The sequence below is a fragment of the Rhodococcus sp. BP-261 genome (assembly GCF_019835205.1).
In the GTDB taxonomy this organism is placed as follows: domain Bacteria; phylum Actinomycetota; class Actinomycetes; order Mycobacteriales; family Mycobacteriaceae; genus Rhodococcoides; species Rhodococcoides kyotonensis_B.
In genome coordinates, this window is the sequence record NZ_JABUCO010000036.1 from 15,145 (window position 1) to 37,076 (window position 21,932).

General features: G+C 62.0%; 18 protein-coding genes and 1 pseudogene. 8 read left to right on the forward strand and 11 right to left on the reverse strand.

What is annotated here, in order from left to right; all coding sequences use genetic code 11:
- Window positions 1-122: 122 nt before the first annotated feature.
- The 4 genes from HQ354_RS24110 to HQ354_RS24125 all read right to left on the reverse strand — a co-directional run bounded on the left by HQ354_RS24110 (window position 123) and on the right by HQ354_RS24125 (window position 5,993).
- On the reverse strand, window positions 123-1,622 hold the full coding sequence (locus HQ354_RS24110) for a carboxyl transferase domain-containing protein (RefSeq protein ID WP_222635792.1): 1,500 nt from the start codon (window positions 1,620-1,622) through the stop codon (window positions 123-125).
- Window positions 1,622-2,827 (reverse strand): CaiB/BaiF CoA-transferase family protein, encoded by a 1,206-nt coding sequence (locus tag HQ354_RS24115; protein WP_222635793.1) that lies wholly within the window; start codon window positions 2,825-2,827, stop codon window positions 1,622-1,624. Before HQ354_RS24115 ends, HQ354_RS24110 begins: the two co-directional genes overlap by 1 nt.
- Before the next feature lie 103 nt (window positions 2,828-2,930).
- Window positions 2,931-4,259, reverse strand: a complete 1,329-nt coding sequence (locus HQ354_RS24120) for an MFS transporter (protein ID WP_222635794.1) — start codon at window positions 4,257-4,259, stop codon at window positions 2,931-2,933.
- Window positions 4,260-4,286: 27 nt separating this feature from the next.
- On the reverse strand, window positions 4,287-5,993 hold the full coding sequence (locus HQ354_RS24125; protein ID WP_308115320.1) for a carboxylesterase family protein: 1,707 nt from the start codon (window positions 5,991-5,993) through the stop codon (window positions 4,287-4,289).
- On the opposite strand from HQ354_RS24125, the gene HQ354_RS24130 reads away from it, so the two are divergent.
- On the forward strand, window positions 5,939-6,943 hold the full coding sequence (locus tag HQ354_RS24130; protein WP_222635796.1) for an Lrp/AsnC family transcriptional regulator: 1,005 nt from the start codon (window positions 5,939-5,941) through the stop codon (window positions 6,941-6,943). The genes HQ354_RS24125 and HQ354_RS24130 overlap by 55 nt on opposite strands.
- 132 nt (window positions 6,944-7,075) lie before the next feature.
- On the opposite strand, the gene HQ354_RS24135 is transcribed toward HQ354_RS24130, so the two are convergent.
- Window positions 7,076-7,666 (reverse strand): TetR/AcrR family transcriptional regulator, encoded by a 591-nt coding sequence (locus HQ354_RS24135; protein ID WP_222635797.1) that lies wholly within the window; start codon window positions 7,664-7,666, stop codon window positions 7,076-7,078.
- Window positions 7,667-7,920: 254 nt separating this feature from the next.
- Between HQ354_RS24135 and HQ354_RS24140 the strand changes: the two genes are divergently transcribed.
- The 3 genes from HQ354_RS24140 to HQ354_RS24150 all read left to right on the forward strand — a co-directional run bounded on the left by HQ354_RS24140 (window position 7,921) and on the right by HQ354_RS24150 (window position 10,905).
- Complete coding sequence (locus HQ354_RS24140) at window positions 7,921-9,222, forward strand: NAD(P)/FAD-dependent oxidoreductase (protein ID WP_222635798.1); 1,302 nt, start codon at window positions 7,921-7,923, stop codon at window positions 9,220-9,222.
- Window positions 9,223-9,256: 34 nt separating this feature from the next.
- On the forward strand, window positions 9,257-9,565 hold the full coding sequence (locus HQ354_RS24145; protein ID WP_222635799.1) for a hypothetical protein: 309 nt from the start codon (window positions 9,257-9,259) through the stop codon (window positions 9,563-9,565).
- A gap of 671 nt (window positions 9,566-10,236) precedes the next feature.
- A complete protein-coding gene (locus tag HQ354_RS24150) occupies window positions 10,237-10,905 on the forward strand; it encodes a TetR/AcrR family transcriptional regulator (protein ID WP_222635800.1) in 669 nt (222 codons plus the stop codon).
- Window positions 10,906-12,031: 1,126 nt separating this feature from the next.
- Here HQ354_RS24150 and HQ354_RS24155 read toward each other — a convergent pair.
- From HQ354_RS24155 to HQ354_RS25795, 3 genes are all read right to left on the reverse strand, one after another.
- Complete coding sequence (locus tag HQ354_RS24155; RefSeq protein ID WP_222635801.1) at window positions 12,032-12,484, reverse strand: hypothetical protein; 453 nt, start codon at window positions 12,482-12,484, stop codon at window positions 12,032-12,034.
- A 484-nt stretch (window positions 12,485-12,968) separates the two neighbouring features.
- Window positions 12,969-13,460 carry a GGDEF domain-containing protein gene (locus HQ354_RS25790; RefSeq protein ID WP_308115289.1) on the reverse strand — a complete coding sequence of 164 codons (492 nt, stop codon included), beginning with the start codon at window positions 13,458-13,460 and terminating at the stop codon, window positions 12,969-12,971.
- Between the two features lie 4 nt (window positions 13,461-13,464).
- Window positions 13,465-14,049 carry a GGDEF domain-containing protein gene (locus HQ354_RS25795; protein WP_261769149.1) on the reverse strand — a complete coding sequence of 195 codons (585 nt, stop codon included), beginning with the start codon at window positions 14,047-14,049 and terminating at the stop codon, window positions 13,465-13,467.
- A gap of 1,459 nt (window positions 14,050-15,508) precedes the next feature.
- On the opposite strand from HQ354_RS25795, the gene HQ354_RS24165 reads away from it, so the two are divergent.
- A complete protein-coding gene (locus tag HQ354_RS24165; protein ID WP_222635802.1) occupies window positions 15,509-16,468 on the forward strand; it encodes a hypothetical protein in 960 nt (319 codons plus the stop codon).
- A gap of 289 nt (window positions 16,469-16,757) precedes the next feature.
- Here the strand turns inward: HQ354_RS24165 and HQ354_RS24170 are convergent, their stop codons facing one another.
- On the reverse strand, window positions 16,758-18,050 hold the full coding sequence (locus tag HQ354_RS24170) for a LuxR C-terminal-related transcriptional regulator (protein WP_308115288.1): 1,293 nt from the start codon (window positions 18,048-18,050) through the stop codon (window positions 16,758-16,760).
- Between the two features lie 135 nt (window positions 18,051-18,185).
- Here HQ354_RS24170 and hxlB point away from each other — a divergent pair, with 135 nt between their 5' ends.
- Window positions 18,186-18,767 carry a 6-phospho-3-hexuloisomerase gene (gene hxlB, locus HQ354_RS24175; RefSeq protein ID WP_222635803.1) on the forward strand — a complete coding sequence of 194 codons (582 nt, stop codon included), beginning with the start codon at window positions 18,186-18,188 and terminating at the stop codon, window positions 18,765-18,767.
- Window positions 18,768-18,834: 67 nt separating this feature from the next.
- The gene (hxlA, locus tag HQ354_RS24180) at window positions 18,835-19,464 is read left to right on the forward strand and encodes a 3-hexulose-6-phosphate synthase (RefSeq protein ID WP_222635804.1); all 630 of its coding nucleotides are present in this window, start codon (window positions 18,835-18,837) and stop codon (window positions 19,462-19,464) included.
- A gap of 137 nt (window positions 19,465-19,601) precedes the next feature.
- Here hxlA and zwf read toward each other — a convergent pair whose 3' ends face one another.
- Window positions 19,602-21,161 carry a glucose-6-phosphate dehydrogenase gene (gene zwf / locus HQ354_RS24185; RefSeq protein ID WP_222635805.1) on the reverse strand — a complete coding sequence of 520 codons (1,560 nt, stop codon included), beginning with the start codon at window positions 21,159-21,161 and terminating at the stop codon, window positions 19,602-19,604.
- A gap of 210 nt (window positions 21,162-21,371) precedes the next feature.
- Here zwf and HQ354_RS26050 point away from each other — a divergent pair, with 210 nt between their 5' ends.
- Window positions 21,372-21,683 (forward strand): NAD(P)-binding domain-containing protein, encoded by a 312-nt coding sequence (locus tag HQ354_RS26050; RefSeq protein WP_374107354.1) that lies wholly within the window; start codon window positions 21,372-21,374, stop codon window positions 21,681-21,683.
- An 82-nt stretch (window positions 21,684-21,765) separates the two neighbouring features.
- Here the strand turns inward: HQ354_RS26050 and HQ354_RS25800 are convergent.
- Window positions 21,766-21,932 (reverse strand): annotated as a pseudogene (locus tag HQ354_RS25800) (integrase core domain-containing protein); the annotation flags it as partial.

Consider the following 21,932-nt stretch of genomic DNA (forward strand, 5'->3'; position numbering starts at 1 on the left):
TGGGGTGAAGGCGCTGCTCCGGCGTGGATCATCGATGCCGCCGTCGAGCTCGGGATGCTGCGGACGGTCACCGCGCCGCAGGGCCTGGATCCGTATTGCCAGCCGGCCGCGGGGCGCCGACACTATCGACCCGCGCGAGTGGGCGCAGACGGCACCGCGCGGTCGTATCGTTTGAGTCGATCCCGGAGGCGGGTGTCGGTGTCTGTCCGGGCAACGGTGCTCAGCTCGGCGGACAGTGTTTCGATGACACGATGGACGAACAGGGCGGGATCGTCTGCAGCATCCCGACTTTCAGAAATCACGATGTCGATGAGTCCGGATTCGGCCAACTCGATCGATCCCACGCGTTGGCGGGTCGCCATCTCGGCGGCGTGTTCGACATCTCGGTACACGATGACGCTCGCGCCCTCCGGCGGCAGCGGGGACAGCCATCCGTTCTCGGCGGAAATCATCCGGTCGGCGGGGAAAAAGGCAAGTGCCGCTCCGCCAGATCCCTGTCCCAGCAGCACCGAAACCGTCGGGACTGGTACCGAGATGATCTCGGCGAGGCACCGAGCGATCTGTCCGGCGATCCCGTTTTCCTCGGCGTCTTTCGACAATTCCGCACCTGCGGTGTCTATGACCGTCACCAACGGGACGCCGAGCTCGGTCGCCAGACGGATTCCTCTGCGCGCGGCACGCAAGCCGTCGGCACTAATCGCGCACGGGACGTCTCGGTCGTGACCGATGAGCACACATGGGTGGCCGCAGATTCGAGCAAGTGCCACGACGGCGCAGTCGTCCGCCGCGGTTTCGCCGCTGCCGTTCAAGCGAGTGTGTCGAACGCGAGAGTCGGACAGGAGGTCGCGCACGCCGGGGCGCTGCGGATTGCGGCTGACCTGCACTCGGTCCCACGAGGTGCGCGAGGAATACCCGTCGGCCCGAATCGGGGCCGCGTCTGCGAGCGGCACTGCGTGTGCGAGCGTGTCGAGCACCGCCGACACCTCTCCGGCGAGATTGCAGGTGGGCACCACGGAGTCGACGATTCCGTGATCACACAGATTCTCTCCCGTCTGCACTTCAGTAGGGAACGGGCTGCCGGTCATCGCCTCGTACACGCGTGGGCCGACAAATCCGACCAGGGAGTTTGGTTCGGCGAAGGTTACGTGCCCGAGTGAGCCCCAGGACGCAAGGACTCCGCCGGTGGTGGGGTGGCGTAGATAGACGAGGTAGAGCAAACCCGCTGCCTTGTGGGACTGTACAGCCGCGGTGATGCTTACCATCAGTACGAATGCCGATGTACCCTCCTGCATACGTGTCCCTCCAGAGGTGGGAAGTGCGAGGATTGGTAGTCCTTCTCGGGTCGCACGCCGGATCGCGTCGACGGTGCGTCTGCCCGCGGCGACGCCGATGGATCCACCCATGAAGCCGAATTCGCTTGCGATGATCGCTATTCGGTGTCCGCCGATCGCGGCGCTACCGGAGACCACTGATTCGTCGTACCCGGTCAGCGCCCGAACGCTTCGCAGTTCCTCCGCGTACTCGTCCGGGTGCTCGTCGGGTACCGGTAGATCCCACGAACACCACGATCCGGCGTCTATCAGAACGGCAATCAACCCGCGCGCATCGAGCCTGCCAGCCATCAGACCTCGCCCAGCCAAGCCAGCACGTGGGCGCGGTCGCCGTCGAGGACAGGGGGCGGGAGATGGTCCTTGGTGGTAATCTCCGCGCCATCGTGTTCGAAGAAACGTAGCGGGGGCCCCGGCAGGGTGACCCGGCCGAGTGTGGCGTGGTCGACGTCGATCAACAGACCTTGCGACTTTGTCTGCTCCCATTCGTACACCTCGCGGATGTTCCTGACCTCGCCCGCGGGCACTCCGGCCTCGGCGAGGAGCTCGAGTAAGGATTCGTTGCGGTATGCGCCAAAGACCTTGCCCACCAGAGCGGCAACCTGCTCATGGTTGGCCACTCGCTCGGGATTGGTCTGCATGCCCTCGGTCGTGGGATCGATGTCGAGAGCTGCGCAGAAGCGCTGCCATAGGCCCTCGCTCCCAACGGCGATCTGCACTGCGCCATCGGCGGTGGAGAACAGGCCGTAAGGGCTGATCGACGGGTGGTGATTGCCGATTGCCTTTCCGACCTCGCCAGCGACGGTCCACTTGGTGCCCTGGAAGCCGTGGATGCCCACCACGGAAGCTAGAAGGGATGTGCGGACCACCTGGCCACGTCCGGTGGTCTCGCGTTCGCGCAGCGCGGCGAGGACTCCGAAGGCGCCGTACATACCGGCGAGGAGATCTGCTATAGGGACGCCCACTTTCTGCGTGTTGCCGGGATCGGCGCCGGTCAGGGACATGAGGCCCGCTTCGCCCTGTGCGATCTGGTCGTAGCCGGCGCGGCCGCATTCGGGGCCGTCGTGCCCGAACCCGGTAATGGACAGCACCACCAGACGTGGATTGATCTCAGCGAGTTGGACGGAGTCGAACCCTAGACGCTCCAGTACACCGGCGCGGAAATTCTCGACGAGCACGTCGGCTCGTTCGATCAATGCCTCTAATACAGCCCTACCCTCGTCAGACTTGAGGTCGAGGGCGATCGAACGCTTGTTCCGGTTGGCCGACAGGAAGTACGTGGACTGATGTTCCTCGTCACCGTCAGGTTCAGCAAATGGCGGCCCCCACCTGCGCGTGTCGTCTCCTCCCTCAGGTGTCTCGACCTTGATGACCTCGGCGCCCAGGTCGCCCAGCATCATCGATGCGTGCGGGCCTGCCAGAGCTCGGGTGAGGTCGGCGACGACGATGCCGCGCAACGGGCCGGATCGGTCGGAAAGAGTGGTGGAAGCTGCAGTCATGAAGTGGCTCCGATCGGAAAGTTCTCGGTGCAGACTGTTGGATGGAGTTGCATGCCGTAAACGGGTCGTCTGGCGGTGAGTTGTCGGTCGAGTTCGGGTGGTGCTACAGACTGAGGGCGCTACGTTGTCGAAGCAGTCCCAGTCCGAGCACCCCGCCGCCGACAGTGATGACGGCAATGACTACGAGTGGAACCACAATCGAGCCAGTAAGATCACGGCCTAGGCCAACCGCGTACGGCCCGAGAAATGACCCCAGGGAACCAATGGCGTTCACCAGTGCTACACCGGCGGCAGCCGCAGGAAAGCTCGCGAGCTGAATATTTGTCATTGCCCAGATGATTGGTCCGGTTGCAGTAAAGAACGCTGCTGCGCAGCTGATTCCAGCTATGGATATCGAGAAATATTGTCCGAAAGCAACGGATATGACGAGGCCAAGTGCAGCAGCCGCCATACCTACGAAGATCACCTTCGAGTGTGTCTGCTTGCGGTCGCAGTAGACTCCGACCATAACGGTGGCCAGCACTGCGCAGGTCCATGGCACCGCAGATAGCCAGCCGACAATTGCGACGTCGTCTACTCCGAGGCCGGCAATGATAGTCGGGAGCCAAAAAATCACCGCGTACGTCCCTAGGTAATTGGTGGCGAGTACGACGCCGAACAACCAGATCCGTAGATTTCCGAGTGCACTCCGTAGTTGGGGGATCATTCGCGGATGCGGAGTGTGAGTTGGTAGCGCCTGAAGCAAGTTCTGTTTTTCACCGGGGCTCAGCCAGCGGGCTTTGTCAGGTGAATCGACCATGGCGGCGAGGAAGACGATTCCCATCACCACTGCCGGCAGTCCTTGCAGCATGAACATCCACTGCCACCCGCGAAGGCCAACGTTCCCGTCGAAGCTATTGATCATCCATCCCGATAGGGGCCCCACCAGCATTGATCCGACGGGTGCGGCGACGACCATGAGTGATATCGCCCGTCCGAGGCGTTTGCGGGGGAACCACCGCGAGAGGTAAAAAATCATACCTGGATAAAAGCCCGCTTCGGCGACGCCGAGAAGTACTCGGGCGGCGTAAAATTGGCCAGTATTCTGCACGAACGCGGTGCCAATGGTGACTAGGCCCCATGTGATGAGAATTCTTGATATCCACAGCCTGGCACCGACTCGTTCGAGTATTACGTTGCTGGGCATCTCGAAGAGGCAGTAAGCGAGAAAAAAGATTCCGGCCCCCAGTCCGTACGAGGCGGCGGACAAACCGATATCTGCACTCATTTGGAGTTTGGCGAATCCTACGTTCACCCTATCGATGATGGCGATAGTGTAGGCAACACCAATTATCGGCAGGATTCGCCACGCCATCTTACGAAAGAGCGTATCCGAAATGTCCAGATGGCGGTCGTTATCGGTGTCGTGTTCGGGCGGTTGTTCGATAGTCATGAACTTCTCTTCTGCTCGTCAGGGTTGCTACGCCGTCTGGACGCTGCGCTGAACCGGCCACCATGTGCCGGGTATCCAAGCAGCGTCATTCCAGAGGGAATGCAGTTCGTGGTCAGGATTGCGCTCGAGCGTGGGCTCGGTGTCGATCAGCATTACTGGCGACTGCGTTTTCGGTTCGTAGGGATGCCATCGCGGTAAATGCTGTTGATTGGGGTCGCCGGAGGTGATGAACGAGATCCATCGCTCTCTCATGTGGCGCGCGGTGCGGGCCAGTTCCGGTGTTGCCGATTCCATGGCGACATCCCAGAGGTAAGGAGTGTCGGCCCCATGGAAACCATTGCGATCACCTGATGCGCCCGGGGTTGGGGCATCGAAGCGGAAGCGCCACACCGGTGCGTATGAAGCTTGCGCTGCCAGCAATCGGGCGGTCGGAATTCCGTACCGTTCGTCAGCCAGGACGGTGCGGCCTGCGTGGCGTTCGTCGCCGCCGGCGGCGCGGACGTAGTGTTCCCAGGTCGCAACGGCGGACTCTCCGAAGATGGCACGCAGAACGTCTTGGGCCTGTTCGGCTGCGGTGGGGTCGGCCAGGTCGTAGCTTCCTGCTTCATTGCGGGTAACTCCGGCAATTACCGATACGTTCGCGGCGATGCCGCCAGCGAGCGCGACGGTGGGCGTAGACTGCAAGGTCCGGCCATCGACCATCGGTCGCCACACCCACGTTGCTCGCGCACCTGCTGCGATCGCATTCTGCGCTGACACTAGGTCGTGCGCGGGAACCTCGAGGATTTTGCGGGGACTCGAAAGAGGAATGTTCGCTGCTTCGAGTAACCTTGCGGTCAAGTCTGCGGCCGCGTCGGGTGTTGTGACATGATCGCCGCCGCTATGAATGATCCCGCGATGAAACATCCCGCGGGCGCGACCGGACGCCATGATATTGGCGACGCTCTTACCGCCGGCCGAGACGCCTCCAATGCTGACATTGTTGGGATCTCCACCGAATGCCGCGATGTTGCTACGTACCCATCTCAGTGCAGCGATTTGATCGAGCAGGCCACAGTTCGCCGAATCCAAGTAGTCTTCGCCGAGTATGTGGTCGAGTCGTAGAAACCCGAGCGCGCCAAGTCGATAATTGACGGTCACCACTACAATCTTTTCGCGGGCAATGCCGCGGCCGTCCCCAATGAATGTCGGTCCCGATCCCCACACGAATCCGCCGCCATGGAACCACACCAGGACCGGCAGCCCATTGCCTGTATCTACGTCCGGGGTGCAGATGTTGAGGTAGAGGCAGTCCTCGGAAAACACCGTTCCGGAGTCGTTTGGTTCTGCGCAGCCCGGGGGGACCAGAGATTGCACCAGCGTTTGCGGTGCGCGGGCGGAAAAGTCGACCGCCGCGCGTACTTCATCCCACGGTGTCGGCGCCACAGGTGCATGCCACCTCAGAGACCTAATGGGAGGTTCTGCGTAGGGAATCCCTCGCCAAATACGGAATCCACTGTCTCGCAATCCGCGTACCGGCCCGGAAGCCGTGTCTACGACGGCGGCGATATTCGACATGGAGCCATCCCTTCTGTGTCCGTGAGGCTCATCACTATCCTGCTGTGTCGAGTGTGGTCGCGATTGCAACATCTGGACAGTAGGGATTGACAAACTATCGTTATTCGCCAGATCCTTGGCTGATGCAGTCAAGTGGAGGGTCCGAGGGCCAGATCGATCGCAAGATTGCGGCAGCATTGCAAATCGACGGACGGTCCCCTTGGACACGGATTGCCGCGGCTATCGGTGAATCGGAACGTACCGTCAGTCGCCGCGGGTCGAACCTCCTGGAGTCCGGACAGGTGCGCGTACGGGCGTTTCCCAACCCTGCGCGCACCCGCCGCGCCGAGGGCTTCGTTGTGAAAGTCGCATGCAATCCCGGCACGGCAGCAATTGCCACCTCTGCCCTCGCGCAAAGGAGTGAGGTGGTGTACGCGTACATGCTCACCGGGGCTGCGGATTGTGCAGCCGAGTTGGAGATAGATCGGCACAGTGTCGAAACTGTGATCACGCGTGACCTGGCTTCGATTCCTGGAATTTCCTCTGTGGCAACGTATCCGGTTCTCAACTACTTCATGACTATGCATCAATGGAAGCCGGTCATCCTCACCGAGGCGGAAGTGGACGCTCTCAACGCGGGGTCCTATTTTACCGCCCCCAACGACGTTTCCTACGGCGGCCCTCTGCGCCGTGAAGACCGACAGATCATTTCTGCATTGTCGAACGATGGGCGCGCAAGCTTGGAGGACCTTACGCGAGCTTGTGGACTGTCTGTTCAAACCGTGCGAAAGCGGGTGGATTTGCTACGTCGAGACGGAACGATGTATCTCAGGGCAGTGTTCGAGCCCGACCTCCTCGGTCTCGATGTCGAGGTACTTCTTTGGGTGAAAGTCGGTTACCCGGACATCGACCGGGTCGGCGACCTGATTTCCGCGTCCAGGGTTGTTCGGTACGCAGCGGTTGTCGCGGGCGACTACCAGCTGATAGTTAACGCCGTGTTTCGAAATCGTGCGGAATTTTACCGATACCTCCGCGACGCGGACTGGGTGCGACTCGTTCATTCGATCGAGCCGACCGTGGTGATGTCGGCGCTCAAGAGAAGTGGGGTGACGACAGGATCGGGGTCGATACAACACGTTCATTGGTAGAGGGCTGGCACTACGTGCCGACGCCAGTCGCGGAGCGGCCATCTTAGCTGGCGGGGCATGTCTGCGGACCTTGATGTGCGATTTAGCTTTACAGACCTGGTGATGAGGATTGCACCAACAAGCCGGACCTCGTCACCCGCGGTTGTTTCGACTGAGTTCAAGCAGTGCGCGCAGATGGTCGATTGATCGATCCATCAACGCCGGATTACCCAGAGTGATCTGGTGGAACACGAGACCATCGGCCGCCGAATACACCAGATGGCATAGTGCGGGGTCCGGATCGACTCCGGCAGCGGACAGTTCACAGCGAAGAGCCTCGATGTAGGCGTCGTAGATGGCCCTTACGTGGACCGTTAATCCCGGCGTGCGGCGCGATTCGAGCATCAGCTCGTACTGAAACGCCTGATCGTGCGGATTAGCGTCGATCATCGAGGACAGACCCTCCAGCAACGCGTCTATGTCGCCGCTTCCTGGGCGACTGCTGATGGCAGTCACGCTGTTGTGAAGCGAGAACTCCAGCGCCGCTTCCAGCAAAGACTCACCGCTCCCGAAATGATGAGCGACCAAACCGTGCGCGACACCGGCTTGCCGCGCAACTTCTCGGTAGGTCAGCCGGCGCAGACCTCGTTCGGCGACGACGTGCACGGCCGCAGCAAGTAGAGCGCTGCGGCCCTCGCCGTATCGAGGGCTCACACGCCGCAGCGGCGTGTCGGGATTCGTCATGACTCAATTGGCGCATCTTTTTGCAATCGGCGCAATCTATCCACTTGACCAATTTGAGTCATGGGTGCAAACTATGTGGCAGCAGTCACAACTGTCCAAACGTCCAGTTCCGTACGGTGGCTACCGTTACCGTCCACTGAACGCCCGATTCTCGCCGTCGCCCAGCGTCCGCCGTGCGCCTCAGGGCGCACCACCATGCAGTGAAACAGGCGAATTTCCTCTTTTACCGATTAGTCGACAGAAAGCGCAGTTGAATGACAGCGATCGATTACGACGCAGTGATTGTCGGCGGAGGCTTCGCCGGAGTCACGGCCGCACGAGAACTGACCCAACGCGGCGCCTCGGTATTACTACTCGAGGCACGTGATCGGCTCGGAGGGCGAACCTGGACGCGCCCCAGTGATTTGGGACTGAACCTTGAGATCGGCGGGACGTGGGTGCACTGGACCCAGCCGCACATATGGGCCGAGATCGCCCGCTACGGCCTTCCTCTGGTATCGAGCCCGGTTCCCGAACGTGGATTGTGGAAGGTTCATGACGAGATCCGCACCGGCCCGGCCGAACGCCTCTTCGAGCTTCTCGACGCTGGCATGTCTCAGACAATCTACCGTGCAGCCGAACTCCTCCCACACCCCTTCAAGTTCGCCCCTGTCAGCGACGAACTTAGAGCGCTCGACCATATCTCGATCGCGAACAAGATCTCGGAACTCGACCTCGACGACGAACAGAGGGCGTTGGTCGAGGGAATGTGGGGGCTGAACTTCAGCGGATATCCCGCCAACGGTGCCTACACCCAGGCTCTTCGATGGGCCGCGCTGACCGCCGGAAACTGGACGCTGCTATTCGAAGCATGCGCCACCTACAAACTCCAAGACGGAACCAAATCGCTGCTCGATGCAATCGCGGCACAGTCCACCGCGGACATCCGACTGAACTCACCTGTCAGCCGCATCGACCACGCCGGTGATCAAGTAAAGGTTACTCTCACCGACGGTTCGGCCGTCACCGTCCGGGAAGTCATCGTCACTCTTCCCCTCAATGTCCTTGGCGCCATCGACTTCGCGCCGGAACTACCGCGCGACATTGCGTCGATCGCCGCAGAAGGTCAAGCTTCCACCGGAGTCAAGGTTTGGGCACGCATCAAAGGCGACATCGGACGAGTGGCCGCCCTCGGGCCGACGAGCTGTCCATTAAACTTCTTTCAGTACGAATACTCCGTCGACGGCGACAGTCTGATTGTGGCCTTCGGCGCCGATAACACACGAATCGACGTCACCGATCGCAAAGCGGTCCAGAATGCGTTGCGGCTGTGGATTCCCGAGATCGAAGTCCTCTCTGTCGATGGACATGACTGGGTTGCAGATCCACTGTCGGGTCAAACCTGGCCAATGCTGCGACCCAACCAGCTCGAAGGTGTCCGGGCTGCAGCAGATTCAGCGTTCGGACACGTTCACCTGGCCGGCAGCGACTATGCCGAAGGCTGGGCTGGCTTCATCGACGGTGCCATCGAAAGCGCCATGAAAGTCAGTAACCGCGTACTGCAAGCACTCGCGTAATTCCATCAATCTCATTTTAAGAAGGACACTCAACATGATGTACTGCGCCGAACTGGTCACTTACACCATCACCACCGACGAAGCGGACTTTATTGCACGCCGCACTGCCGCCATCGCCGAGGTCAAGGCCGCCCACCCCGCGCTGATGTCCGTGCCGTTCGTCGGGAGACGTTCCGACGGAACCTATCTCGACGTCTGGATCTACGAAACACTCGATGCTGCGAACGCTGCGAATGCAGATGCCGAAAACATGCCGGCCTTCACCGACTTCTTCTCCGTCCTGTCCCGCGTCGGCATCGAAGTAACCGAGTTTCCGAAGGATGCGGTCAGCCCGCTCACATGAGCTGCATCCGTCCTATCGTGAGAGACATGCACGAGGGGCTGCCGGGGCGCGGCCGCGATGGATCAGCATGGTAGATCCGCCTACCCCCTCGTCGAGAATTCGGTGTCGCTACGTGGAGACGAACGAGCCGGCACTCAAACCCCCCATGAGCCTCGTGCAGAGGCATTACCAAGCTACGCGACCCATCTATGTCGACACTCCCTTAGACGCAGTAATTCTTGTGCGCGTTGGCTGACTCGGACCGGCGTTGCCGCCGCCGCGCCGAGATTCCACAGCCTGTTCGAAGGTGTCTCTAGACCATTGTCCTGATCCAGCCAGCACTTGAGCTGGGTAGAAGGTGCTTCGAACATCACAGCGTCGACGACGAAAGCGGATCCGTTTCACTGGGCTCGTCGATCAGCCGGGGAGTGTCAAACGGACCTGGTGCGCCTACTGGTCGGCGGCGAAGCGCACCACCGGTGAACATAGGCCTCGCTGAGAGGAGGAAGGGAGTAGCGCGCCGCACGGGGATGCGCTCGGATGAGAACACAGGGCGGTACTGCCAGTAGATGCGTTCCGGAGGTATTCGACCGCAGCGAAGTTCGGGCGTTCTCAGCTCCGATCAAACTTTGTTCGAGGCACCGGTATGCTTCGAGCCAGGGGGTACTTCGCTGTAGGGAATTATGATGACGATGCCGCCGGACAGAGCCGAGAAGAGGCGGGCCCAGCAGGAACGTGCCCGCGTTACTCGCGTCGCACTTGTCGACGCGGCCGCACTGGAATTCGCGCGCCGCGGGTACGCCGCCGCATCGGTGAACACCATCCTGGCATCGGGCGGACGCACCAAAGGCGCGATGTATTTTCATTTCCAATCCAAAGATGCCATCGGTCAGGCTGTCACAGTCGAGGCGTCCCGCCGGTACACCGAACTCGCCGAGCCCTGGCGCACCGACGCAGTACATCCGATCGACGCACTCACCGGCCTGCTCGATGACATCACCACCGCCGCTATGGGCGAGCCTGTTCTGCTCGCCGAACTACGTCTGGGCGTCGACCCGGACTTCCCATCCGATCCCGCCGCTCGGGCGAGTCGCGGCTGGGAGAACGTCGCTGTCGAACTCGCGGACTCGGCCGCCTCGGACGGATGCTTTGCTGCACCGTTCGACCCGGTACGGTTCGTGCACGCGATAGCGAGCATGGTGGCCGGTGGATGCCTGTTCGCCCACCTCAGCGATGACCCGATCGCCCTGCGGGCCCGCCTCGACGAATGCGTCGATACCGTGGTCGCGGCGATGATGACACCGGATGCAGCTGCCCGCTACCGGACCCAATCGGCGTCGACCGCGATCTCGCGGACTTAGTCCCTCGGAGCAGGCGTGGGAATGGCACAGGCACGCTGCATCGACCGCTGAGAGTGAATATGCACGATGCTGATTCCCAACGCGTAGATCGGGGTTAGAGTCTGGTTCAGGCGCCGATCGAGTCCATCCCCCCGTGCTCGCGGCGTCAGAGCGCACCGAGGCGTAAACCCCCTGCTCCGGTGCGTTCGCCATGAACGTCGTGGGATGCTCACTCGCCGCGGCATCGCATTAGCGGCGCACCCAACCGCGCATCAGCCTGACCTGGTAGACGCCCCTGATGGGGCCGCTATCGGGTGAGAACAAGCCCCTAGAACCCATGCAGCCCGGTCGCCGGGCTTGTTCCCACGCTATGGACAGCGTCCGTGTCCGTGCGAATCGCCGAATCCGACGACGCATTGATCAGGGGTGTTCGGGTTGCGTGACGGTTGAATTCCGCGCCTCGTCGGGAATCAGCCTCTGCTGTTGTCGCCGTGACCGCAGAATGCAATGACACCACAATTTCGGTCGCCGCACCGCGAATTGTCTGCCGAAATCGCTGGGCGCTATTCGGTACCGGGCTGACCGGCTGCCTCGGTCCCGCGCTGGACACTGCATCTGGGTCTAATGAGTTATGACCGAGGACAACGAGCGCTCCGCCAAGGGTCGCCGGGTTGGTGACACTGTACAACTGCGGCGGGGTTCTGCAGCGCCTGTGTCGGGGAGGACGTCGACGATTTCGGTGATCAGAGCGCCGCACACCGTGGTCTGGGGCGGGGCTGGGCCACCCCGCGCCGGTTGGCTATTGCCTTGGAATCGGGGACTTTGGTGTTCGCTGACGACGACGAGCTCAAATTGGTGTATCCGGTTCTGATCTCGATGGTGGTCGCGTCCGCAGTGGTCGTTGCCGTCTGCATCCAAACTCTGAGTGTCGGCGAGGTAGTACACGCGGTATCGACGCGACGGCTACATCGAGCCACAGGGTCATTGGTTCGTCAGAGCCGTCCGCGACAAACGAAGTATTCATACGGTCGCCGTGCGTACAGAACCACTGTCGGTGACCTTGCGGCAGAAGCGAATAGGCGCCACGGCGGCGCACCGATGGGGGAGATGTTCGAAGGTCCAGGTGACTGCGTGACTGCATGACTGGTCAGGGATTCGACGACAGTGTCCACGTCGGCGGCAGAACCTGGGCCCGTGGCATAACCGAAGCCGGTGCTGTGCGTCCGGCGAAGACGGAGCAGGACTGCTGCAGGCGGTGGGTGTGGTCGGCGCTGGTACACAGCCCAGGTAGCACGGCTGTCAGCAGAAGGTGCACGTGATCGAGCCGGGTGGATGATGCGTTCGGTACGCCGCGCGGGGTGGTGAACCCGGCGAGCGCGTCGACGATCACATCGACTATCTCCGCGATGTGTGCGTGTGTCGAGGGGGCGGTCGCCTGTGCTGGACCCAAATCGGCGGTCAAAAGTTCGAGAATGTGTCGCCGCCACACACGATAGACGGGACGTGATTCGGATTCGGTCGTGAAGCCGGCAGCGTCGAGCTCCAGTAGCGCCCGGACGACGGGGTCGGTGGCTGCCTGATCCACGAGCGCGTCACGCACTCAGCCAGCGCGGCGACACCGGCATCGTCGCTACTGCGACAACCCCCGCACACGGCTTCGATGCGTGCGTGGCCGGTGAGGCGAACACCAGCAGCGAGCCCGATTTGATTGCTGAACAATCGCACTACCCGGCCTGTCCTCTCCTCGGCGCGGGCGGCAACCGTGGACGGCGATAGCGTGTCGATGCCGTCGTGGAGCACCACGTGGGCTGCTGCCTCGCATACCGGGCGCGCGCGGCCGCCCAGGCTTGCCGGGTGGATCTGCCCATCTGTTCAGCCACGTCGATCGGGACGCAGTTGCAGCGTGCGGTCATTGTGGAGGTTTGTAGTCATCGTGGGGGCTGCACCGCTTGGCAGTGTCGACGCACACTCGGCGCGGTTCCGACAACACGGGTGTCCGCGCCACAGTAGACCTCGACTGATGTGGGGGTTCCGCCGGCATGTGGGGATGCATCGACGGGGTGCGACCGACGGCATCCTTGAGGTCAGTCGCCACCGTGTTCGCCTTGTGCACCGCTGGTCGGCCAGGTGGGGGTGAGGTTCCCAGCGTGGCATGCGCGGTCGCGGCCGCTGCGTTTCGCCTCGTACAGTGCGCTATCTGCGGCGTGCACGATCTCATCCAATACTGCCTCGACTGTTCGCCTGGCCGTGAGCGGGCGACTACAAGCATCCGTTGGCGCGGGTGCGCACGGTGGTCGGAGGTCGACGGTGACCGATCCGATGCTGACAGTGACCGTGCAGTCCGATCGCACCTGGTGAAGTACCCGTTCGGGCAGGTCCTCGGCGGGCCGATGCGCAGTCATGATCAGGAATTCTTCACCGCCGGTCCTGGCGATCATCGCGTCCGGCGCCGGGTCGTCACGGGCGGCTCGGGTCAACGCGCGCGCGACCGAGGCCAGTGTCTGGTCGCCCGCAGTGTGGCCGTACGTGTCGTTGACGGTTTTGAACAGGTCGATATCGACGACCAAAGCCGACACCCGCTCATGCTGCGTAGCGGCTCTGTCGAGCAGCGTGTGCGCGGTCGAGGAGTCCGCGGCGATTGAGCAGTCCGGTCAACGGATCCGTGCACGCCAACATCTCGAGCCGGCGGTTGACGATGTGTAGGGTGCGACGTAGTGCGGTGATGAGTGCAACCGGCACCACGACCGCGGTGATGGCGGCACCGACCGCGACGGCGGTTACTGCCCAACCCGACGACATCAACCCGGCGATTGTCAATGCGGTGGCCATCGACACCGAGCTGGCAGTCAACAGGGCGGTCATCCGTGGCGGGGATCCCGAGGCGGCGATAGCGGGTACCACCGCCAGCATCGATGTCACGGCCCGCATTCCGCCGGGGTCGGCGATCAGATATGCGCTCACCGCGACACCGGCCATGCCGCCGAATCCCAGTACAGCGAACTGGGTTTCGGTCAGACGCCGCACCACAATAGCGAACGCAACCGTCACCGCCGTGAACGACAGAACGACGATCAGAGCCGGAAAAGCGTTCGGCCTTAAAAACGTCGGGGACATCAGCGCTATCGCCAACAGGGGTACCGCACCGGAGGCGCTGACGACCACCATCGCGGTACGGGTGTCGAAACGCGAACGCCGCGTCCTCGCCCCACTCCGTGCATGCGGATAATGCATAACCATTGCTGAAGCCTTCTTTCGATACGAGACAAAGACGAAATCACCGAACCGGCCAACGCGCGGCCGATCTCGATCTACCGCGCGATGATTTGCTGAGTACGGCCCCTACGGTTGGCTCATCGGTTGATCGATAGGCGAACGCCTCGCGGCGCGTTAGCTGGAGCAGGATGCGGGTGCCTGCGTGGGCGCCGTCCAACGCGGTATCGATGACACTTCCTTCTCGGCCACTGCCGTAATGTTGTGGATCAAACCGGTAGAGGAGCACGCGCCTCGAACGTTTCATGCAGCTTCAGGACCGACTGTCCGAACCAGAACGTTCCCCAGCGGTGGTGCTCCAAAATTGCAGCGCGATAACAGCTCTGGGCATCTCGCCCGCGCGTCAGAGGTGACGACGTGGACGGATACGGTCACCTCAATACTCGGGGCCGGTCATTCGCTCGCTGGCGGGTGGCCTGGGACATCACAGTCGCCCTTCCCGGCGACGTCCGACACCATTGTCTCCGCGATCATGGTGCGACCACCGGTGCCGAGTCCCCGACCAGCTTCGAAACAATGGCTGTGGTGCGCACTCATCAGTGTCGGTGGTTGCCGCCTGCATAATTGCCATCGCGGAGGTCCCTTCACTTCGAGGTGCAAAGCAGTTCGGAAGTTAGTCGCGACAACTCCATCGAAACAAACGTCCGTCGCAGGTGATTTGAATCACACTTTCGATGGTCTCCTCGCTTGGAACTTGAAGCCTCGTCATTTTGGCTCACGGGTCGTAGCGTTGAGCGGCTATCCAGTCCTGGGTGGCCGGTTGTAACGATCTGTAGAACCGGGGTAGATGCCGCATGCATCGATCGGTGCGTCTCGCACTGTCCGTAGGGATCGCGAACGCGAGTCCGAGGACGGACCGAGACACCACTTTCAGTGGCTCGCTACCCGAGCCGTCGACCAGTAGATGCGCACCGCATCGAACTGCGGTCAGCTCCTCCCTAGACGGTGCGGTAGGGGCGCTTACGCGCGGTGGTGTAAGTGCAGGCCGGCCAAGGTTAGATGCCGTACGAACATTGGCGATCGGTGCCGGGTCACCGCATGAGCACACCCTGTCGTGGTCAACGTGCGCGACGACGGGCTGGCGTTGGTGCAGAACCAAGTGCACGGGACCCGGTGCGTATTCGTTCCTCCTCCGCTCAGACCTGCTCGTTCCCGAGCTCGACGCACCGCCGGTCGAGACGGGAGCGGTCAGACCCGGTGCGCCGGGGATCCTTGCCAGTCATGTCGGTTGCGGCCGGTAGCGTTACCGCGGTGGGCACCGACACGTCCGACCGCGCAGTACGGCTACGATTGGACGCTGTTCGTCGACTGGTGCGACGCAGCCGAATTCGCCCCACTCCCAGCCACTCCAGCAGTGCTGGCCGAGTTCCTCGGCGACAATCCAGCCGGGGACACCGTCCAGCGACGGCGTGTTTCGGCGATCAACCGCCACCACCTCGACGCCGGCCACGTCCCACCGGGCCGAACGACATCGATCCGTGTCGCACTCGACTCCGTTCGGGCACAACGGATCACTCGCCGAGCTGATTGCCTCCACGCGATCGCTGAAGCACTACCCGCGGGGGGTACGAACGAGGCGCTGTTCGGGTGCCGCGATGCGATCCTGTTACTGCTCGCCGGCGCCGGGTTGTCCTATCAAGCGATCGTCGACCTCGACCGCACCGACGTCGAGGTCGACGGACAAGATGTGTGGATCGGAGACCGTCACCGCATCCGAATCCCCGCTCGCTCGACGCATACGAGCTCACCCGCGCAGCTGTGGGCCCGATGGTCGGACGTACTCCAGTTCTCCGACCGCTACCCCTCCACGACTCTGTTGGCAGAACAATTGCAGCGCAGCACGTTTCCGGACATGGGGGAATGGCCGAAGCGACCCGGCCCGGTAGCGGTTCCGATCGATCAGTGGGGACACATGCCGTTCCCACCCCACCCGATGACGTCGGAAGCGGTTGCCACAATTGTCCATGCCTATCTCACCGACGCACCACCTCGACGCAAATCACGTCGACCCGCCCGCCAACGCATCGACGACGACGAGAACACCCAGGACTCCATCGAAGCGCACGTAGCCAAGCCAGTTTCGGCCGATCTAGATCCTGACTACTACGAACGCGGCGTGCAGGCGCGCCGCCGGGCGCATGTGGCCATGGCGGATGTCCCCGATCTCGTCGACGATGTCGAGGACAGGATTGAAGAGCTTCTGCAGCGCACCCTCGACCTCTTGGACGGCGTCGGTGTAAATAAGCCGCGAGCCGCCGTACCGCCCATAATTGCTCGGACGGAGCACACTCGTCCGCGGGTTGGTCACGGGTAGGTGGTTTCCCGTGGAACCGGCGCACCTGACTTAAGAACCGCTTATCGGCGGGGTCGCGCAGTTGAAATTTCAGCGCAGCCGTCATCCGTGGGAGGACAAGCGAAATTTGGCGTGCCGCGCCAGTAGGTCGGCGCCGAGTCCGTCGACCAGCAGGACGACCGCCTAATTGTCTCGGGGTCGTTCGAATTAATGTCAGGTTCCGCGGTTCGATGAAGCTGCCCCGCCGACGACACAACAGATCTCAGCTGCGGAAGCGTTTCAGAAATGGGGTGCATCACCGTCATGGTCTTTATACAGCTCGGACGCCGGCGTCGAGCCCGAGTGCACCTGCTTCTCCCCGGCTGCTGACATCGAGTTTCTTGAGGATGCTCGCGACGTGGAATTTGACGGTGCTCTCTCCGATGTTGAGGGCGGAGGCTATGTCTTTGTTGCGTTTGCCGATGGCGAGGTAGCCGAGCACGTCGACCTCGCGGGGGTTGAGGTGGGCAAGTAATTGTTCGTCGGCACGCGGGGCGGGTGGATCGAGTGGAATGGTGATGGTCACTCGTGATCCCCAGCCGGGCACGGATTCGAACGAGATCGTTCCGCGCAAGGTGTGGATTCGGCCCGACAGTTGTTGCGCGAGAGTGTCTGTGTCCACGCTTTGCTGTGCATCGTTGCGTACCTCCAACAGGAGGTGGGTTCCGTCGCAGTCCCATGCGATGCGAATTCGCTGATGGGCGCATTGGGCGATGTAGGCCAGTGCGACGGTGCGTACGACTGCACGCGCGGCCCGAGCGACCTCCCCTGGTACCGGTCGGCCGTCTGCTGGCGGGTCGACGTATTCGACGGTAGTCGAGGGTTGGTCAAGTAGGGGCGTGAGTTCGCCGCGGAGGCGCGCGAATGCTGTGGTGACTGCCTCTTGCGAGAGTTCACGATCTGCGTCCTCTGCGGCTCGGAGGTTGATCAGGGCTGCGGATGCGGTGTTGGCGGCGGTGTCGCGCGCTCGTCGGTGGTCGAGGTCTGCTGATCGCAGGGTGGCCAGCAGCGAGGTGAGAGTGCTCGCGTGGGCATCGGTCATCTCGGAAATTGCACGTGCACGTTCGCTGGACGCGGCCAGCGACTCCGCGAGATAAGCCGGACTGGCTTGGACGACCTGGTGGCGGATCGAGGTCGCGACGATGCCGAACGCGGCACCAATCTCCGAACCTGCGGCAAATTCGGGGGTGGTTGGCCTGGGTACGAGCACCAAGAGCGTCTCGGTGGTGTCATCGAGCAGGGCGATGACGCGGCGACGCGCGCCGCCGAGCATCATCGGCGCATCCAGAGTGGAGCTGGTGTGATCGCTGATCTGCTGTTTGATGTCGTCGAGTTCGTGAATCGTTACATGGCTGACGATCGTTGTATCTCCGCTGACCTTCCGCGGGCGCCCTGTGCATTCTCGGGTGAAGATGATCAACGCGGTATGCGGAAACTTGCTTGCTGACCATGCTGAGAAGCGTTCCGCGATCTCGGTCAGTGGTCCGGTGAGCACGCTGCGGAGAGTTGTCAGGGCGTCGATCGCCCCGAGTTCGATCTCGCGGGTTTCTGCGAAGCGGGTCACCACTGCAGCTTAACGAGATGCGATGACCGGCGATGTGGTCGAACGGGTAGTTGGGACTATCCGTTCGGCGGAGTTCATTCGATTCAGTACGGCGGCAAGCTGGTCCCTGGATTCAATTCGAGGAAAGGAGAGCATATGACGTCGCCTATCACAACGGTCGGCCACGGTTTCGCGTCCGCTCGGGATGTACTGATCGCGGAGAACAAGCAGGTCCTGGCGGCTGTCGACGTAGCCGAGTGGGACTCGGCAGCGCTCTTGATTTCCGATGCTCGGGCGGTGTTCGTCATCGGGAGCGGTCGCAGCGGGCTCGCTGCACAGATGGCAGCAATGCGACTGATGCACCTGGGACTTCAGGTGCATGTCGCCGGCGAGGTCACCGCGCCCGCTGTCGGTGCCGGTGACGTCGTGGTCGCAGTATCCGGCTCCGGTACGACCGCCATTGCGGTCGCCGCTGCGGAAACGGCGAACAACGTCGGCGCGACAGTCGTCGCCGTCACCACCGCGCCCCAATCACCACTCGCCGAACTTGCCGCACGGGTTCTCGTCGTGCCAGCGGCGGACAAGCAGGACCACGGAAACGCCATCACCGCGCAGTACGCCGGAAGCCTGTTCGAGCAATCGGTCCTCCTCGCTTTCGATGCGCTGTTCCACTCCATGTGGAGCAGTCGCGAGCAGAGCGCAGAAAACCTGTGGTCGCGTCACGCCAACATCGGTTGATCGCACCACGGATACAGATTCGCACCACCCCCACCACACCAGTTCTACGACCGAAGGAAACAACCCCATGACCAAGCTGCAAGTTGCCGTCGATCTACTCACAACCGCCGATGCCCTCGCGCTGACCAACAAGGTCGCTCCGTACGTCGACATCATTGAACTCGGAACCCCGTTGATCAAAAGCGAGGGGTTGCGTGCGATCAGCGCGATCAAGGCAGCGCACCCGGACAAAGAAGTTTTCGCCGATCTCAAGACCGCCGACGCTGGCTTCCTCGAAGCCGATATCGCCTTCAGTGCAGGCGCGGACATCGTCACCGTGCTCGGATCTGCCGGTGATGCGACGGTGAAGGGCGCGGTCGAGGCAGGGCAGAAGCACGGGAAGAAGGTCGTTGCCGACCTCATCGGTGTCGCGGACCGCGTGGAGCGTGCACGCGAGCTGTCCAAATTGGGTGTGGCGTTCGTCGAGCTCCATGCCGGTCTCGATGAGCAGGCGCAGGCCGGCTACTCGATCCAGACCCTGCTCGACGACGGCAAGATCGCCGGCGTGGCCTTCTCCATCGCAGGCGGAGTCAAGATCGACACCATCGAGGCAGTGCGTGACGCGGGCGCCGATGTCGCCGTCGCGGGCGGTGCGATTTACAGTGCCGGGGATCCCGCGGCTGCGGCAAAGGCCCTCAAGGACGCTCTGACCAACTGACAACATTGTCACAGAGTTCTGCCCCGCCGCTACCGTGCGTAGCGCCGGGGCAGAATTCGTTATGTGAATGTTTCGGCCCTAAAATGGCGCTTCAGCACATGTAAGCTCGGTGGCTTCGCGCCCCAGGGTTGGGTTTATCAGATCATCGAGCGCCAGTACCGGCCCGAGTGCGCCAGCATGGCCTCTGCCGATTCGGGGCCCGGTGATCCTGCCGGGTAGGGCTCGGGACTGCCACCGGTCGACCAGAATTCGGTGACAGGGTCGATTACTGCCCAGGAGAGTTCGACCTCTCGTCGGGTGGGAAAGAGCGTGGCATCACCGCGGAGGACATCGAGGATGAGCCGCTCGTAGGCATCACGGTTCGCCGCGTCGTAGGTGGGGGGGTAAGCCAGCTCCAGCTCCACCGGTCCGAGTGCCATCCCGTCGCCGGGTCGTTTGGCGTTGATTTGCAGCGTGATTCCGTCGTTCGGTTGTACCCGGAACACGAGTACGTTGCCGGCTTGGTCTGCCGGTGTGAAACCGGATAGGCGATGCGCAGGCACGGAGAACGTCACTGCAATTTCGGTAGATCGAGTCGGAAGCCGTTTGCCGGCTTTGAGATAGAACGGAACCCCTGCCCATCGACGATTGGCGATGCCGACGGTGATGGCCGCGTAGGTTTCGGTGGTCGATCGTGAATCGAATCCGTCTTCGTCGACCAGCGCTGGGATCAGGTGTCCATCGAGGTCGACGCCGCGAGTGTATTGCCCGCGTACGGTTGTCTGCGCGAAGGGAGCCGTGGCGGACGCGGCACCGAGCACTTTGGCTTTTTCGGATGCGATGGCGCTCGGGGTGAGCTCGAGCGGTTCCTCCATTGCGATCAACGCGAGCAGTTGAAGCAGATGGTTTTGGATGACATCTCGTGCTGCGCCGACGCCGTCGTAGTATCCGGCTCGTCCGGCCACGCCGATGTCTTCGGCCATAGTGATCTGGATATGGTCGATGTGCCGGTTGTTCCACAGTGGTTCGAACAAACCGTTGGCGAAGCGGAGCGCCAGGATGTTCTGCACCGTCTCCTTGCCGAGGTAGTGGTCCACGCGGTACACCGAATCATTGTCGAACGTCGCGGCGATGGTCTGCTCGAGCGCGGTGGCTGTGACGAGATTTCGGCCGAAAGGCTTCTCCACCACCAACCGGCGCCAGCCGGCCGCCGTTCGAGTCAGCCCGACTCTGTACAGTTGGCGGCAGACAAGCTCGAAATATGTTGGAGCGATGGACATGTAGAAGCTGCAGTTGTCAGTGCCGGTTCGGATGGCGATCTTGTCGAGCGCGGACTTCAAACGGTGAAAGTCGTCGAGATTGTCGAAGGATCCTTCGATCAGGTGCAGCCGGTCGGTGAGCCAGCTCCACACGTCTTCGTTGAAATCTTGTCGAGCGCTATCGGTGATGGCCCCGCGTAGTGTCTCGAGAACGCCTTGGGTTGCGTGGCGCGCGAAGCCGACGACGGCGAAGCCATCGGGAAGTAGTTTCCTGCATGCCAGGTCGTAGATCGCGGGGAGCAGTTTGCGCCGAGCGAGGTCACCGGTGATGCCGAAGATCACGAGCGTGGACTGCTCTACCGTCATGGCGGCTGGTGGCGTGGCCGGTTTCGCGATACTGGTCTGCAACGAAGCGTCGAGGCGTGCAGGTGCCCCTCTGAGCGCGTATTCAGTACTCAAGTCAGATCTCCCGTGATGACAGGTGCCATAGAACGTCGCTTCGAGCGAGGGCTGTACCTCGTTCTGGATCTGAGTCTGCTTGCCGCTGGTTCGCAATACACTCCGCCGAGTTGAGAGATGTGGCCATCAGAAGGGAGAGGTGACAGTAGCTCCGAATGTGGTGAGCATTGCTGGGACAAATAGCGCAGTGGAAATGGAGTTCTATTCGAGATGCGTGTTGCGGTAATAGGTTTGGGGAAGATGGGATTCGGAATGCGCGATCGGCTTCGGAGCTCGGGCCATGAGGTGATCGGCTTCGATCATCGCGCCGAGGTCAGCGATTCCGCGACCCTCGCGGAGGCGGTCTCTGCCCTTGGAGAGGGGACCAGAGTGGTGTGGGTCATGGTGCCCGCAGGAGACCCGACTCACGCCGTCATCGCCGAGCTCAGTAAAATTTTGAGTGCAGGAGACATCGTGGTCGAGGGCGGTATCTCTCGGTTCACAAGTGACCACTTCCATGCCGACGTTCTTGCCGAACGTTGAAGTACCCCAGGTTTTGTTCGTATGCGGTTACGAGGGCCGGGGTGGCCGACTCGCTGGGTTGTGAGATGTCGATCAGGGTGGTCTCGTATTCAGCCGGGGGCATGTAGCCGAGCGCTTCGTGTAGACGCTGATGGTTGTACCACCACACGTATTCGAGCGTCGCGAACTCGACGTCGTCGACCGTTCGCCACGGTCCACGCCGGCGGATCAGCTCGGTCTTGTAGCTCGCGTTGACGCTTTCGGCGAGGG